15 protein-coding genes are annotated in these 15,644 nt (G+C 71.2%); 10 read left to right on the plus strand and 5 right to left on the minus strand.

Features of this window, described 5'->3' with window-relative positions:
• Positions 1-40: 40 nt before the first annotated feature.
• Positions 41-574 (minus strand): dihydrofolate reductase family protein, encoded by a 534-nt coding sequence (locus Q0Z83_RS36835; RefSeq protein WP_317787902.1) that lies wholly within the window; start codon positions 572-574, stop codon positions 41-43.
• A 140-nt stretch (positions 575-714) separates the two neighbouring features.
• Here Q0Z83_RS36835 and Q0Z83_RS36840 point away from each other — a divergent pair, with 140 nt between their 5' ends.
• The 3 genes from Q0Z83_RS36840 to Q0Z83_RS36850 all read left to right on the plus strand — a co-directional run bounded on the left by Q0Z83_RS36840 (position 715) and on the right by Q0Z83_RS36850 (position 5,221).
• Positions 715-2,829 carry a methyl-accepting chemotaxis protein gene (locus Q0Z83_RS36840; protein WP_317787903.1) on the plus strand — a complete coding sequence of 705 codons (2,115 nt, stop codon included), beginning with the start codon at positions 715-717 and terminating at the stop codon, positions 2,827-2,829.
• 25 nt (positions 2,830-2,854) lie between these two features.
• Positions 2,855-4,261 carry a glutamate--tRNA ligase gene (gltX, locus tag Q0Z83_RS36845; RefSeq protein WP_317787905.1) on the plus strand — a complete coding sequence of 469 codons (1,407 nt, stop codon included), beginning with the start codon at positions 2,855-2,857 and terminating at the stop codon, positions 4,259-4,261.
• A gap of 369 nt (positions 4,262-4,630) precedes the next feature.
• Entirely contained in the window at positions 4,631-5,221 is a 591-nt protein-coding gene (locus Q0Z83_RS36850) for a hypothetical protein (RefSeq protein WP_317787906.1), read from the plus strand.
• Here the strand turns inward: Q0Z83_RS36850 and Q0Z83_RS36855 are convergent.
• Positions 5,202-5,804, minus strand: a complete 603-nt coding sequence (locus Q0Z83_RS36855) for a TetR/AcrR family transcriptional regulator (RefSeq protein WP_317787907.1) — start codon at positions 5,802-5,804, stop codon at positions 5,202-5,204. The two genes, Q0Z83_RS36850 and Q0Z83_RS36855, sit on opposite strands and share 20 nt — an antisense overlap.
• Before the next feature lie 73 nt (positions 5,805-5,877).
• Positions 5,878-6,102, minus strand: a complete 225-nt coding sequence (locus tag Q0Z83_RS36860; RefSeq protein ID WP_317787908.1) for a hypothetical protein — start codon at positions 6,100-6,102, stop codon at positions 5,878-5,880.
• A gap of 206 nt (positions 6,103-6,308) precedes the next feature.
• Between Q0Z83_RS36860 and Q0Z83_RS36865 the strand changes: the two genes are divergently transcribed.
• The 6 genes from Q0Z83_RS36865 (at position 6,309) to Q0Z83_RS36890 (ending at position 12,461) form a co-directional block, all read left to right on the plus strand.
• A complete protein-coding gene (locus Q0Z83_RS36865) occupies positions 6,309-7,604 on the plus strand; it encodes a PucR family transcriptional regulator (protein ID WP_378078665.1) in 1,296 nt (431 codons plus the stop codon).
• 159 nt (positions 7,605-7,763) lie between these two features.
• Positions 7,764-8,693: an ACP S-malonyltransferase gene (locus Q0Z83_RS36870; protein ID WP_317787909.1), complete on the plus strand. Its 930-nt coding sequence runs from the start codon at positions 7,764-7,766 to the stop codon at positions 8,691-8,693.
• Positions 8,690-9,640: a beta-ketoacyl-ACP synthase III gene (locus Q0Z83_RS36875; RefSeq protein WP_317787910.1), complete on the plus strand. Its 951-nt coding sequence runs from the start codon at positions 8,690-8,692 to the stop codon at positions 9,638-9,640. The genes Q0Z83_RS36870 and Q0Z83_RS36875 overlap by 4 nt, the downstream gene beginning before the upstream one ends.
• Before the next feature lie 56 nt (positions 9,641-9,696).
• Complete coding sequence (locus Q0Z83_RS36880) at positions 9,697-9,939, plus strand: acyl carrier protein (protein WP_109591874.1); 243 nt, start codon at positions 9,697-9,699, stop codon at positions 9,937-9,939.
• A 1-nt stretch (position 9,940) separates the two neighbouring features.
• Positions 9,941-11,167: a beta-ketoacyl-ACP synthase II gene (gene fabF, locus Q0Z83_RS36885; protein WP_317787912.1), complete on the plus strand. Its 1,227-nt coding sequence runs from the start codon at positions 9,941-9,943 to the stop codon at positions 11,165-11,167.
• Between the two features lie 106 nt (positions 11,168-11,273).
• Positions 11,274-12,461, plus strand: a complete 1,188-nt coding sequence (locus Q0Z83_RS36890; RefSeq protein ID WP_449701868.1) for a carboxyl transferase domain-containing protein — start codon at positions 11,274-11,276, stop codon at positions 12,459-12,461.
• A gap of 220 nt (positions 12,462-12,681) precedes the next feature.
• Here the strand turns inward: Q0Z83_RS36890 and Q0Z83_RS36895 are convergent, their stop codons facing one another.
• Positions 12,682-14,415, minus strand: a complete 1,734-nt coding sequence (locus tag Q0Z83_RS36895) for a glycoside hydrolase family 3 protein (RefSeq protein ID WP_317787914.1) — start codon at positions 14,413-14,415, stop codon at positions 12,682-12,684.
• A gap of 135 nt (positions 14,416-14,550) precedes the next feature.
• The gene (locus Q0Z83_RS36900; protein WP_093611019.1) at positions 14,551-15,042 is read right to left on the minus strand and encodes a DUF3145 domain-containing protein; all 492 of its coding nucleotides are present in this window, start codon (positions 15,040-15,042) and stop codon (positions 14,551-14,553) included.
• A 246-nt stretch (positions 15,043-15,288) separates the two neighbouring features.
• On the opposite strand from Q0Z83_RS36900, the gene Q0Z83_RS36905 reads away from it, so the two are divergent.
• Entirely contained in the window at positions 15,289-15,615 is a 327-nt protein-coding gene (locus tag Q0Z83_RS36905) for a hypothetical protein (RefSeq protein WP_317787916.1), read from the plus strand.
• Positions 15,616-15,644: the final 29 nt, after the last annotated feature.

The raw sequence follows: 15,644 nt of genomic DNA on the forward strand, positions 1-15,644 counted from the left end.
GACCGCTGTCGAGGGGGCCGCACCGGCCCCCTCGACACGGTCAGGCCGGCACGTAGCTGATCACCTCGACGCCCGTCGAGGAGCGCCAGCTGCCGATGTGGGTGAGGGCGATCCGGGTGCCGGGTTCCCAGAGCGGGCGGCCCTCGCCGATCACCACCGGGTTGATCATCACCCGGTACTCGTCGATCAGGTTGTACCGGGCCAGGTAGTTGACGAGGGTCGCGCTGCCGTTGATCAGCAGGGTCTCCGAGCCGGTCTTGAGCTTCTCCACCGCCTCGGCGACGTCGCCCTCGATGAAGGTGGCGTTCCACTCCGGCTCGGTGAGCGTCGTGGTCGCCACGTGCTTGGGCATCTCGTTCATCTTCACGCCGAACTCACCGGTCTCGGCGGCCATCTGCGGCCAGACCGCCTTCATCCCCTCGTAGGTGACCCGGCCGAGCAGCAGCGCGTCGGCCTCCCCCAGGTTGTGGGCCTGCCAGGCGCCGAGCTCCTCGTTGAAGTACGGCCCGCTCCAGACCGGCTCCTCGAAGACGCCGTCGAGAGTCATGTACTCCACCGCCACGATCTTGCCCATCGTCCTCACCTCGTTGCTCGACGTAAGTCCCCGGCTGGTCGTCAGTGCTGCCGCGCGGGCCGCGGCAGCACTGACGACCAGCCGCCATTGAAAACGGCAACGAGCGGGCGGCGCGCTGGTCGCGGCGCAATGATCCAGGTGTGGGATTCCGAATCAGGCACAAACTGCTCCTGCTCGGGCTGGGCAGTGTCCTGGTGACCGCACTCGTGCTGGTCGCCGTCGGGACTTGGCAGAGCGGCAGATTCGCCGACAGCACCGAACGGGAGGTGCTCCGGCAGAACGCGGCCGCACTCACCCAGAGCGCCGAGGACATCAGCGCCCTGGTCCGGAGCGTCGGCGACGAGATACAGCAGGGCATGGACCGGAGCATGAACAGCGCCTCGGCGTACCTGGCCCAGAACGGCGGGATGCGGTTCGCGCGCGGACGGGTCCCCTGGACAGCCGTCAACCAGGTCACCCAGGCGACGACCACGGTCAGCCTGCCCCGCGTCGAGATCGGCGGCGCGTGGCTGGGGCAGAACACCGACCTGAAGCGGACCACCCCGTTCGTCGACGACGCGAAGACGCTGTCCGGCGCGACCATCACCGTCTTCCAGCGGATGAACGCGGGTGGCGACATGCTGCGGGTCGGCACGACGGTGAAGTCGGCCAAGGGCACCCGCGCCATCGGCACGTACATCCCGGCGACCGCGGACGGCAAACCGAACGCGGTGGCCGCCGCGCTCAAGGACGGCAAGCAGTACCGTGGCGTCGCGATGGTGGTCGGTACGCCGTACGTCTCCGTCTATGACCCGATCCGGAACGCCGCCGGTGACGTGATCGGCGCCCTCTATGTCGGTGTGCCCCAGGCCGAGGCCCTGGTCAACCTGACCGAGACGATCACCGCCATGAAGATCCAGACGAACGGCTGGGTGTCGATCTTCAGCACCGCCGCCGCCGACCGCGGCCGGATCGTCGCCTCCAACATCGAGGGCATGGCCGGGCAGACCCTGCTCGACAGCACCGACGCCGCCGGGACGAAGTACGTCGAGGAGATCGTCACCAAGGCTCCGGAGCTCGCCGACGGCACGTGGCAGGCGAAGTACCGGCTGCCCGGAGCGGCCGGGGCGCCCGCCGGGGACACCACCACCACGGTCGGCTACTACGCGCCGTACCAATGGGCGGTGACCGTGGGCGGCTACGACGCCGACTCCGCGGCGGCGGTCACCGCGGTCCGCGACGGGCGCGGCACGATGCTGACGTCGTTCGTGATCGCCGGGGTGCTGCTGGCACTGGCCGGCGCGGCGGCGGCGTACCTCCAGGCGTCGCCGATCTCGCGCCGGATGGCCGCGCTGACCGGGGCGCTGACCCGGCTCGCCGAGCGGGACCTCACGGTGCGCATCGACGACAAGGGCGGCGACGAGATCGGTGCGGCCGGTGGTGCGCTGAACACCGCGGCGGCCGAGCTGCGCGCGGTCATGCAGGAGGTGACCGGCGCCTCGGACGAGGTGGCCGGCACCGCCCGGCGGGTGGCGGCCACCGGCGGCGAGATGTCGGCCGCCGCGGACACCGCCGCGAGCCGGGCCGACACGGTCAGCGCGTCCGCGGAGAGCGTGTCGCACGTGGTGGCGACGGTCGCCGCCGGGGCCGAGGAGATGGGCGCGTCGATCACCGAGATCTCACACAACGCGCAGGAGGCCGCGCAGGCCGGGCGGGACGGGGTGGGTCTGACCGCCGCGGCCGCCGACGTCATCGCCGAGTTGCGGGACTCCACCGCGAAGATCACCGACGTGGTGCAGCTGATCGCCACCATCGCCGAGCAGACCAACCTGCTCGCCCTGAACGCGACGATCGAGGCGGCCCGCGCGGGCGAGACCGGCAAGGGGTTCGCGGTGGTCGCCGGCGAGGTCAAGGAGCTGGCCCAGGAGACCGCCCGGGCGACCGAGGACGTCACCTCCCGGGTCGCCGCGATCGAGGCCGACACCGCCCGAGCGGTCACCGCGATCGATGCCATCTCGGCGCGGATCGCCCAGGTCAACGATTATCAGACGGCGATCGCGGCGGCGGTCGAAGAGCAGGCCGCGACGACCGCCGAGATGGCCCGCAACATCTCCGAGGCGGCCGGCGGCAGCCGCGACATCGCCGACGGCATCGGTACGGTGAACGGGGCGATGCGCAGCACCAGGGACTCGGTGGCGGTGTCGCACCGGGCGGCCGACGAACTGACCGCTACCGCGCAGCGGCTGACCGGTCTGGTCGGGCGCTTCACGGTGTGAGACGGCTGGTCGGTAGTCTGGGGCGGTGACTGTTCGCGTACGTTTCGCACCCTCACCGACCGGCATGTTCCACGTCGGCGGCGCCCGATCGGCCCTGCAGAACTGGATCTACGCCCAGCAGCACGGCGGTGTCTTCGTGCTCCGGATCGAGGACACCGACGCGGCCCGCAACCGGCCCGAGTGGACCGAGGGCATCATCTCGGCGCTCGACTGGATCGGGATCGAGCGGGGGACGTATGAGGGGCCGTACTTCCAGTCCTCCTACGCGGCCGACCACACCGCCGCCGCGACCCGGCTCTACGGCGAGGGCAAGGCCTACTACTGCGACTGCACCCGTGACGACGTGGTGGCCCGCTCGGGCAACAAGCACACCGGTTACGACGGCTTCTGCCGCGACCGGGCGCTCGGGCCGGGCGAGGGCCGGGCGCTGCGGTTCCGCACGCCCGACGAGGGCGAGACCGTGGTGGTGGACCTGGTCCGCGGCAAGCCCACCTTCGAGAACCGGCTGATCGAGGACTTCGTCATCGCCCGCAGCGACGGCTCGGCGGTGTTCCTGCTGGCCAACGTGGTCGACGACCTGAGCATGGGGATCACCCACGTGTTCCGGGCCGAGGAGCACCTGCCCAACACGCCGAAACAGCAGCTGCTGTGGGAGGCGCTGGGCCACACCCCGCCGGTGTGGGGTCACGTGCCGGTGATCGTGAACGAGAAGCGGCAGAAGCTGTCGAAGCGGCGTGACAAGGTCGCCCTGGAGTCGTACCGGGACGAGGGTTACCTGGCCGCCGCCATGCGCAACTACCTGATGCTGCTCGGCTGGTCCCCGTCCGGCGACCGGGAGATCGTCCCGTGGTCGGTGGTCGAGGAGGAGTACCGGATCGACGAGGTCAACCACGCGCCGGCGTTCTTCGACGTCAAGAAGCTGCGGGCGTTCAACGGCGAGTACATCCGGGCGCTCACCCCGAGCGAGTTCACCCAGGTCTGCGCTCCGTGGCTGACCGGCACCGAGACGATCCCGGCCCCGCCCTGGGAGCCGGCGAAATTCGACGCCGAGCTGTTCAGCACGATCGCCCCGCTCGCGCAGACCCGGATCGCGGTGCTGTCCGAGATCGTGGAAAATGTCGACTTCCTCTTCCTGGACGAGCCGGTGCAGGACGAGGCGTCCTGGGCGAAGGCGATGAAGGACGGCGCCGCCGAGATCCTCGACGACACCGCGGCCGCCTTCGGCGCCCTCGCGGACTGGTCGGCCGAGGCTTTGAAGGCGACGCTCGAGCAGGTCGGTGAGGCGCGAGGTCTCAAATTGGGAAAGACCCAGGCGCCGGTACGGGTGGCGGTCACCGGCCGCACCATCGGGCTGCCGCTTTTCGAGTCGATCGAACTGCTCGGCAAGGAGCGCACCCTCGCGCGCATTTCCGCAGCTAGGGCCCGCCTCTAGGACGCTTACCCCATTCGGCGGCCGGCGCGCCATAGCCGGTCGTCGAATGAGGTGATGCTCTCCGTCACCAGGGTGACCACCGCCCCCCACTGTTGCGGAGTGTGGGTACTATTCGGCGGCTGATCAACGGCCGTTTCCGTCTCCGCGGTCATCCCCACATGGCTCCAATTCACCCTGCCTCGAGATGCGGGCGGGGCGGTGTCCAGGGAGGCTGGAGGCCTGGGCCGTGTTCCCGGTTCCACCGCCGGGCACGAGCAGCAGGTTGAGTGGGCCATGTCCATCCACGGGCGGGGAGGTCGGATGGTGCGGGGGGCGATCACGAGGCTGGTGTCTACGGCTGCGGCAGCAGTTGTGGCATTGGCTCTGACAATGGGGGCGGCGCCGGTATCGGCACAGGCCGCTCCCAAGGCACCACAACCGGATGCGATCCAACTGGTCGGCAACGGCATCGAGGAGACCGTGCTGGTTCGGCAGGACGAGCGGCCGCGGCTGTTCCAGATGCTGACCAGCGAGGTGGACTGGCTGGCGTCGGCGCAGTCGTCGAGCTCGGCGCCGAAATCCGCGCAGCTGGGCCCGAAATACACGCTGACACTGCTGGTCAAGAACGCGCCGAGCCAGCTCTACCACCTGTACCCGCTGGCCCAGGGTGGTCCGCGGGCGCACCGGCCGGCGAAGCAGCCGACCGGCAAGAAGGCGGAGGCCTGGTTCTACGGCCGGCTCTCCATGCCGGAGTCGCTGCGACTCGGCGGTGCTCCGCTGGAGACCAAGCCGGACGTGGTGCACGGCGGTATCGGTGGCGGTGTCGGCACCGATCTGGCCGTGGACCGGGTCGACCCGTTCGAGGAGGTGAGCCAGGCGGTGACCGAGTTCCGCCGGCTGTTCCTGCTCAACGGGGCGGTGCTGCTGGTCATCCTGACCGGGTTGGCCGGGATGGCGTTCCTCATCCGCCGACGCGTCTGACGTCCTCTGGTTGTTCCGTTTCCGTTCGGGGCGCCACTGAGTTCTCGATCATGCCGATCAGGTCGTCCAGATCGGCGTCGAACTCGGCGGCGCCCTCGAGCATTTCCGGGGTTGATCCGGGCAGCCCGCCGGTGACCTCGCCGGTCGTGTAGCCGAGCAGGAACGCGCAGATCAACCGGGCCTGCCGGGGCACCTCGGAGGCCGGCACCCCGGCATCGGCCAGGATGCCCTGCAGTGCCGCGGCCAGCCACGACGCCGACGGCCCGGCCGCCGAGCGGTTCAGCAGCAGCGGGAAGGCGCTCGGGTGGGCCCGGGCCAGCGCCCGGACGGCCCGGCCCAGCGCGGACAGGCGGTGCCGCCAGTCCAGATCCGCCGGGTCCCGGCCGACATGGCTGCCGAGTTCCAGGTGCAGCAGGTCGACCAGGCCGTCGAGCAGAGCGTCCTTGCCTCCGACGTACGGGTAGAGCGCCATCGAGGTGAGCCCGACGCGTTCCGCCACCGCCCGCATCGACATGGCGGCCAGCCCGCGTTCGTCCACCAGGGCGAGCGCCTGATCCAGGATCTGCCGTCTCTTGTCGTCCACCACGTCAACCTGACCAGTCCGGTCGCCTCGGAGCCCGGAAACGCGCCCGTCACTCACCCGTACGGGGCAGGCTCTAACACCAGCGGCCGGGTGGACGGCCGCGACCGGCGGCCCGTCGCCTCGGCCGGACCGCGCCGTGCAGGTGGGCACCGGCCCAGCCACGCAGCTCGGTGCGGCATCCGACCCGGCCGGTACCCGGGTCCACGATCAGCTCCTCGTCGGCCGGCGACACCGCCGGCGAATCGTCGAGGGCGGGATCCCTGTCGGAGCACGCGAACGCGTCGTCCCGTTCCATCATCTCGCCTCCTCGATCCGTGCGCTGGGCGCCGGCTTCCCCGGCACCGACCTTTCATCGGCACCGTGGCGTCCGGTGTTAACCCCCGGGTCGGACCGCCGTCCGACACGATGCCAGGTCACCGACCGAAATCGCGGGAGAGGCGCACCGCTACGCCGGTCAAATGTCATAAAAGCCCCTAAAATGCACATTGTCTTCGTTTCACGCACATCTCCCACGGAAGCACCCGCTTAGGCGCACCCACCGACGCCGGACTCGGTGGGTGGCCCGGCACGTGGAACCCTGGACACGTGGCAGACACCGACACCGGCACATCGGCCGGGGGCAGGCCGGAGACCCCGGCGAAACCCCTGGCCCCGGGCACCCTGCGCCGCATCGAGCGGCAGGCGGGCACGCTGGCCAGCGCGGCGGTGGCACGCATGGATGAGACGCTCCCCTGGTTTCGGGCGCTCCCGGCCGACCAGCGGTCCTGGGTGATGCTCGTCGCACAGGCCGGTGTCCGGTCCCTGGTCGAGTGGCTGCGCTCCGGCGGGACCGTCGCGGCCAGCACCGAGATCTCCGACGAGGTGTTCGCCGCCGCACCCCGTGCGCTGGCCCGGGTGATCACGCTCACCCACACCGTCGAGATGATCAAGGTGACGGTCGACGTCGCCGAGTCCGAGGTGCCCGGTTTCGCGGAGTCCGGTGAGCAGGAGGCGCTGATCCAGGCCATCCTGCGGTTCTCCCGGGAGATCGCCTTCTCGGCCGCCCGGGTCTACGCGCGGGCCGCCGAGTCCCGCGGCGCCTGGGACGCCCGCCTCCAGGCCCTGCTCGTCGACGCCCTGTTGCGCGGCGACTCGTCCGACGTGCTGGCCAGCCGGGCGGCCGCGCTGGGCTGGGCCGACGCGCCACCGGTGGCGGTGGTGGTGGGCCGCTCGCCGGGCGGCGACATCACTCCGGTGCTGCACGCCGTCTACCGGGCGGCCCGGCGGGCCCGGCTGGAGGTGATCGCCGGGGTGCACGGCGATCGTCTCGTCGTGGTGGTCGGCGGCGCCACCGATCCGGTCACCGCCGCGTCCGCGCTGGCCGGCGGTTTCGGCGAGGGCCCGGTGGTGGTCGGGCCGGCGGTGCCGTCCCTGGACCAGGCCACCGAGTCGGCGCGGGCCGCCCTCGCCGGGTTCCGGGCGGCACCCGCCTGGCCCGGGGCGCCCTCGCCGGTGGCCGCCGACGACCTGCTGCCCGAGCGGGTGCTCTCCGGTGACATGGACGCCCGGCGCAAGCTGCGGCACGACGTCTTCGGTGCGCTGACCCGGGCCGGCAGCGGACTACTGGAGACCCTCGACGCGTTCTTCGCCTCGGGGAGCGTGCTGGAGAGCGCGGCGCGCGAGCTCTACGTCCATCCGAACACGGTGCGTTACCGATTGCGGCGAGTCGCCGAGGTCGCCGGGCTGTCGCCACTGGACGGCCGGGACGCCTTCACCCTGCGAATGGCCCTGACCATCGGCCGTCTGGACCCTGCGACGTGACCGGGATCTCTCACCATTCGACACGTTCGTGGGAGGTATAAATGTGGTTGAAGTGACCCAAGAATACCTCTGTTTTGTAGGAACCCTACAACGCTGGTCGTAGGGTTTGGTCGCGCCTGGCTACCCCGGAAAGGCGTTGCATCCGGAAGAGTCGAGGACGTGCTCGCCGTACTCTCGCCCGGCCAGGGTTCCCAGAAGCCCGGCTTCCTCACCCCCTGGCTCGACCTCCCCGGCGCCGAGGCCCGTCTGACCGAGTGGTCCGCCCTCGCCGGCGTCGACCTGCTGCACCTCGGGACCCGCGCCGACGCCGAGGAGATCAAGGACACCGCCCGGACCCAGCCGCTGCTGGTCGCCGCCGCCCTGCTGGCCGGTGAGCAGCTGCCACTGGAGCGGGTCGCCGTGATCGCCGGGCACAGCGTGGGTGAGCTGGGCGCCACCGCTCTCGCCGGTGTGCTCAGCCCGGCCGACGCGATCACCCTGGCCGGTGTCCGCGGCCGGGAGATGGCCGCCGCCTGCGCCCTCGAGCCGACCGGCATGAGCGCGGTCCTCGGTGGCGACCCGGACGAGGTGGTCGCCACCATCGAGAAGCACGGGCTGTTCCCCGCCAACCGCAACGGTGCCGGCCAGATCGTCGCCGCCGGCGCACTGCCCGCCCTCGCCGAGTTCGCGGCCGCGCCGCCGACCAAGGCCCGGGTGATCGCGCTGGCCGTGGCCGGCGCCTTCCACACCCCGTTCATGGCGCCCGCCGAGACCGCGCTGGCCGCCGTCGCCGAGGGCGTCACCGTGCACGACCCGGCGCGCACCCTGCTGTCGAACCTGGACGGCACCGCCGTCACGACCGGCCCCGAGATGCTGCGTCGCCTGGTCCGCCAGGTGACCGCCCCGGTCCGCTGGGACCTGTGCATGCGGACCCTGAAGGAGCTCGGCGTCACCGGCGTCATCGAACTTCCGCCCGCCGGCACCCTCGCCGGCCTGGTCAAGCGAGAGCTCAAGGGCGACGGCGCCCCCGAGATCGTCACGCTCAACACCCCGGACGACCTGCCGGCCGCCCTCGACCTGATCGCCCGCACCGAAGGAGACAGACGATGACCGCGGGTTCCCGCATCCTCGCGATGGGCCACTACCAGCCGTCGCGGGTGATCACGAACGACGACCTGGCCAGCACGTTGGACACCAACGACACGTGGATCCGGGACCGGGTCGGCATCGCCGAGCGGCGCGTCGCGGACGGCGAGTCGGTCGCCGACATGGCCACCTTCGCGGCCGAGAAGGCACTGGCCGCCTCCGGGCTCACCGCCGCCGACATCGACCTCGTCATCGTCGCGACCTGCTCGGCGATCGACCGCTGCCCCAACGTGGCGACCCGGGTCGCCGACCGGCTCGGCATCAACGCCCCGGGCGCGTTCGACGTCAACACGGCCTGTTCCGGGTTCTCCTACGCGCTCGCCACCGGCGACCACGCGATCCGGGCCGGGGCCTCCCGCAACGCCCTGGTCATCGGCGCGGAGAAGCTTTCCGACATCACCGACTGGTCCGACCGTACGACAGCCGTGCTCTTCGGCGACGGTGCCGGAGCCGCGGTCCTCTCCGCGGTGCCGGACGGTGAACCCGCCGGGATCGGCCCCGTCGTCTGGGGTTCCACACCGGAGAAGGGCGAAGCCCTGAAGATCGCCGGCTGGCAGCCCTACATCAAGCAGAACGGCCAGGCGGTCTTCCGCTGGGCCACCACCGCCCTCGCGCCGTTCGCGATCGAGGTCTGCGAGAAGGCCGGGATCGCTCCGTCCGAGCTGGCCGCCTTCGTCCCGCACCAGGCCAACACCCGGATCATCGACGGCATCGTCAAGCGGCTCGGCCTGAGCCCGGACGCGATCGTCGCCAAGGACCTCGTCGAGTCGGGCAACACGTCCGCCGCGAGCGTCCCGCTGGCCCTGTCCAAGCTGATCGAGCGCGGCGAGCTGCCCTCCGGGGCGCCCGTGCTGCTCTTCGGCTTCGGCGGTGGCCTCACCTACGCCGGTCAGGTCGTCCGCTGCCCGTAACGGGCAGGACACCCGACCGACGCCAGCACCATTCATCGAGAGGAAAGATTCCCACCATGGCAACTCGCACAGAGATCACCTCCGGCCTCGCCGAGATCCTCGAGGAGGTCGCCGGGGTGAACCCGGACGACGTCGCCGAGGAGAAGTCCTTCACCGACGACCTGGACGTCGACTCGCTGTCGATGGTCGAGGTCGTGGTGGCTGCCGAGGAGAAGTTCGGCGTCAAGATCCCGGACAACGAGGTGCAGAACCTCAAGACCGTCGGCGACGCCGTCAACTACATCGAGGCGAACCACTGACATGAGCAACGTAGACGTCGTCGTCACCGGGCTCGGCGCGACGACCCCGCTGGGCGGGGACGTCGCGTCCACCTGGGACGCCATGCTCGCCGGCCGCTCCGGGGTGGGTCACCTCACCCAGGAGTGGGCCGGTTCCCTCCCGGTCCGGATCGCCGCGCAGCTCGCCGTCGACCCCTCCGAGGTCATCGAGCGGGTCCGGCTGCGCCGGATGGACCGTTCCGAGGCCATGGCCGTGATCGCGGCCAAGGAGGCGTGGGCCGACTCCGGCCTCGCCGACGCGGGAGTCGACCAGGAGCGTCTCGCCGTCAGCTTCGGCAGCGGCATAGGGGGCGCGATCACCCTCCTCGACCAGGACGACATCCTCGAGCAGTCCGGCCCGCGGCGGGTCAGCCCGCACACCGTGCCGATGCTCATGCCGAACGGTCCGGCCGCGTACATCGGTCTCGAACTCCAGGCCAAGGCCGGGGTACGAGCGATGGCCAGCGCCTGTGCCACCGGCGCCGAGGCGGTCGCGCTCGGTCTCGACCTGATCCGGCTCGGCCGGGCCGACGTGGTCGTGGCCGGCAGCACCGAAGCGGTCATCCACCCCCTGCCGGTCGCCGGCTTCGCCTCGATGCGGGCCATGTCGACCCGCAACGACGAACCGGAACGCGCCTCCCGCCCGTGGGACAAGAACCGGGACGGTTTCGTCCTCGGTGAGGGCGCCGGCGCGCTGATCCTGGAGCGGGCCGACCACGCGGCCGCCCGCGGCGCCCGGGTCTACGCGCGTCTCGCCGGTGCGGGCATCACCTCGGACGGATACGACATCGTCCAGCCCGATCCGGAGTGCCGCGGTGGCATCCGCGCCATGCGGATGGCTATCGAGGACGCCGGCCTGACCGGCACCGACATCCACCACGTGAACGCCCACGCCACCTCGACCCCGGTCGGCGACATGGGTGAGATCAAGGGGATCCGGGCCGCTATCGGCAGCCACCCGATCCTGACCTCGACCAAGTCGATGACCGGCCATCTGCTCGGCGCGGCGGGCGCGCTCGAGTCGATCGCCGCGATCCTGGCCCTCCGGGACGGCATCATCCCTCCGACCATCAACCTCGACGACCCCGACGAGCGCCTCGACCTGGAGGTGGCGGCCCACAAGGCGCGGACCGCCGACATCCAGGCGGCGATGAACAACTCGTTCGGCTTCGGCGGCCACAACGTGGCCCTCGTCTTCACCCGCGCCTGATCCCCCTGCCGTGAGCCGATCCTCCTCGGGTGTCGATCCGACCTCGGTCGGGCACCACGACCCCGAGGAGCGGCTCAGGGCCCTCCTCGACCGCGGCACCACGCGGCTGCTCACCACCGGTCTCGCGGCCCGCGGCCGTGTCGACGGCGCCCCGGTCATCGCCTTCGCCGGTTCGGGCGGCGCTCCCGATGCGCGGAACATCGTCACGGCCGTCGACACCGCGGTCCGCGAACGGGTTCCGGTGATCGGGCTCTGGTCGGATGCCGGACCGCCGCTCGCCGACGGGATGTCCGCCCTGGACGCCGCCGGCCAGGTGTTCGCCGCGGTGGTCCGCGCCTCCGGCCGGGTGCCGCAGATCTCGGTCCTTCTCGGGCCGGTCGGCGGCGCCGCGGCCTACGTCCCGCCGCTCACCGACGTGGTCATCGCCGTCCGGTCGCCCGGGTCGTCCCCGGCCGTCGTCGCGCCGGACTCCGATCAGGCTCTCGTCGAGGCCCGCCGGATCGCGCTGCTCCTGGGTAGCCAGGGCCGGGTCTCCCCCGACGACGCCACTCCCGGCGGCACCACCGGCGTGCCGCTGCACACCCTCGTGCCGGGCGGAACCGAATCCACCTACGACGTACGCCCGCTGGTCCGGGCCGTTCTCGACGATCCCGGCACGGAACTCCACGCCGACCGGGCCACGAACATGATCACCACCCTCGGCCGCCTCGCCGGCCGGACGGTCGGTGTCGTGGCGAGCAACCCCGCGCGGCTCGGTGGTTGCCTCAACCCGGCCGGCGCCGAGAAGGCCGCCCGTTTCGTCAGAATGTGCGATGCCCTCGGCGTCCCGCTGCTCGTCCTGGCCGACTCCCCCGGACTCCTGCCCGGCCCCGGACCCGACGACGCGACGCATCAGGGCGCCAAACTGCTGCACGCCTTCGCGGAAGCAGTGGTGCCCCGCGTCACGGTGATCACCCGGCGCGTCTACGGCGGCGCCTACCTGGCGATGAACTCCCGCTCCCTCGGCGCCACCGCGGTGCTGGCCTGGCCGTCCACGACGATCGCGGTCACCGGCCCGAACACCGCGGTGGACCTCCGCCATCGCCGGACCCTCGCCGCCACCCCACCCGCCGAACGCGAACCGCTACGGGCCCGCCTGCTCGCCGAAGAACTCGACCTGACCAGCGCGTCCCGAGCCGTCGACCTCGGCCTGGTCGACGAGATCATCCGGCCGGAAGACACCCGCCGCCGCATCGCCGAAATCCTCGCCGCCACCCCCGCGGGCCGCGGAAATCACACGAACATTCCGATATAAGCACTTCATCCGGTACGGCCACAGCGCCCGCCGAACGTCGACCGCCCCGAACCACCACGCGACACGCCGACCACTCCCGGCCGAAACGCGCCCGCCGGGCGGTATCCGCCGGTCACCGAAACCCGGCTCCAGCCGCACTCGGATCCCCTCCCGCACGACCACGCGGATGCTCGCGCGCGAGATCAACCGAAAGTAGGGCGGGTCGGCCGTACCCCCGTGGTCATTTCGCGCAAGCGCTCCGGGGCAGCTTGCCGACCGCGATGGGTGACCGGCCGGGTGCTTTCGCCTTGCCCGCGATGACGGCCGCCAACGCGGTGAGTGACAGTTTGCTGGACGAGTAGGTGGCGACCAGGGTCGGTGTCGCCGCCTGGGCGAGGAGGCCCGGTGAGTCCATCATCACCGTGACGGCGGCCGCGTCGTCGAGGTCGACCCGCTCGTCTCCGTAGCCGACCAGGCGGATGACCGAGCCGCCCGAGCTCTGTACCTGAACTCCCGCCTCCTGGAGGGCCTTGACCAGGGCGACCCGGGCGACCTCCCGGTTGGCGGGCGCGGTGACCGAGACCGGGCCGTTGGCGAGCGGACCGGCGCACGGGCCGCGGAGGACGGTCACGGCGGCGGCGTCGAGGGCGGTGACAGCCTGCTGATTGGCGGGAGAGCCGATCACGGAGAGTTCCGGCTGTGGGGTCTGCGCGGTACGGAACTTGAGGGTGAGGATGCGGGTGACGGCCTCGGTGAGGCGTTCGCGTTTGAGGCTGCCGTCCTTGAGGCCGGCCAGGATGCCGTCGCGGGCGCCGCCGATGTCCGGAGGCATGAGCAGCATGTCGTTGCCGGCGTTGAGGGCGCGGACGGCGGCTTCGCCTGCGGGCCACTTCTTGGCGGGGGCCATGTTCATGGCGTCGGTGACGGCGACGCCGGTGAACTTGAGCCGGCCGCGCAGCTCGTCGGTCATGATCTTGCGGGAGAAGGTGGCGGCCACACCCTTGTCGACCGACTGCAGGTTGAGGTGGCCGGACATGACCACCCCGGCGCCCGCGGTGATGCCGGCGCTGAACGGTGGCAGGTCCTGCTGCTCCCAGCGTTTGCGGTCCTGGCCGATCAGCGGCAGTTCGTCGTGGCTGTCGGCGGTGGTGTGGCCGTGCCCCGGGAAGTGCTTGAGGGCGGCGGCGACCCCCGACGACTGCAGGCCGCGGACGGCCGCGGCGACCTGGGTGGCGTTGGCTTTCGGGTCGCTGCCGAACGAGCGGGAGCCGATCACTCCGCCGCCCGTGGTGTTGAGGGTGTCGGCGACCGGCGCGAAGTCGACGGTGACGCCCATCGCGGCGATCTCCTGGCCGGCCGCCCGCCAGGCCGCTTCGGTGAGCTCGGGCCGGCCGGCGGCGCCGAACGCCATCGCGGCCGGGAGGATCGTCACACCGTCGGTGACCCGGGTCACCGTGCCGTACTCCTGGTCCATGCCGATCATCAGCGGCGCCGAGGCGGGCAGCTTCAACGCGGCGTCCTGCAGGCCGGCGGTGAGAGCGCGGACCTGCTTCGGGTTCTCCACGTTGGTGGTGGGGTTGGTCTTGCTGGTCGGATCGTCGACGGTGAACCCGACCAGGATCAGGCCGCCGAGCCGGTACTTGGTGATCAGCTCGGCCGGCGTGTTCACCCCGCCGAGGCCCTGGTTGGCACGGGCGTTGTCGGGATCGACGTCGGTGGCCGAACTGCCGTAGGCATACGGCATCAGCACCTGGCCGGCCAGATCCTCGTCGCTGAGCCGGGCCACGATCTCGGCGGCCCGGGCGGCGGGGTCACCCTGCGGGCCCGCCGAGGCGCTCTCCGGCGCCGGCGAGACGGGACGCGGCGCGGTGGTGGCCGGCGGGGCTGCCGCGGGTTCCGGCTCGTCGCCGCACGCCCCCAGACCCAGCAGCAGGGGTACGACCAGAGCACGCGCCAGATTTCTCACGATCGCCATCGAACCAGTTCACGGCAAACGTCGCCACTTCGCCGCCCCACCGCGTTTTGGGCATGCTTCAGGGGGAATCGCCCCATAGCCGAGGGGCGTGGTCAGCCGACCCGGGCGAGCCCGGCGGGAACCCAGTGCGGCGTGTCAGCCGACCCGGGTGAGCAGGGTCACCGGGGCACCGTCGCCGGCGTACCGGTACGGCTCCAGCTCCACGTCCCAGGCGGTGCCGAGCGCCTTCTCCAGCGCATGCGACAGCGCCTCGGGCGCTCGGACCGAGGACATGATGGCGCGCAGCCGGTCCTCACCGATCTGGATGTCGCCCGAAGCGCCCATGACCCCGTGGAACAGCCCTCGACCGGGAACGTGCATGAACCGTTCTCCGTCGACCCCTGGGCTGGGTTCCTCGGTTACCTCGAATCGGATCATGGGCCACTGTCGTAGGGCAGCAGCCAGCTCGGCGCCAGTGCCGGCCCGACCGGTCCAGCTGCACTCGGCTCGGCGCATGCTCGGATCGACCGGTTGCACGGTCCATTGCAGGTTGACCGGCGCGGTCAAGACGCGCGCGATCGCCCACTCGACATGCTGGCACACGGCGAGTGGGGTCGAGTGGACGTATACGACGCCACACGTTGGCACGGTGACCTCCCGGAGACCGAGGTGCGTCTTCCCCTACGACCTCGACCGCGGTTGATCGTGTCCCATGATGCCGGTTGGTACGGATGGTGCGCCAGAGAATCCGCAACATCGACTATGGGAGCGGCCGTAGTGGCACACCCTGCTCAACGGCCTTACCTGCTCTGACGGTATGGTCGAGGGGCCGTCGTGTAGAGTTGCCACGGCCTTTTTCTTTCTGCCCCAAGCTTTCCTTCAAGGAGTACCGCCGTGGCGAGCAACACTTCAAAGACCGCCCGCGCATCAGTCCGCGCCGGCCAGGGCAGCGGTGGCGCCCTCAGCGTGCTCGGGGAGTACAAGTACGTGATCCCGCTCGCCGACGGCCGCTTCGCTTACGTGCGTAACCTGACCAACGGCAAGACCGCGCACCTCAAGACCGACTCGGACGCCTTCGTCGAGGAGATCCGCGTGCTGACCGGTGCCGGTCACGGCGCCAAGATCCGCGCCGAGCTGGTCAACCTGCACGAGAAGCACCCGGACCACGGCTGGGCCGCCACCGAGAAGCGTCTCGTCGACGCCGGCGTGTTCGAGGGCTGAGTCACCCGTAACGCGAAAGCGCCTCCCGG

Source organism: Actinoplanes sichuanensis (assembly GCF_033097365.1).
Taxonomy (GTDB): Bacteria; Actinomycetota; Actinomycetes; order Mycobacteriales; family Micromonosporaceae; genus Actinoplanes; species Actinoplanes sichuanensis.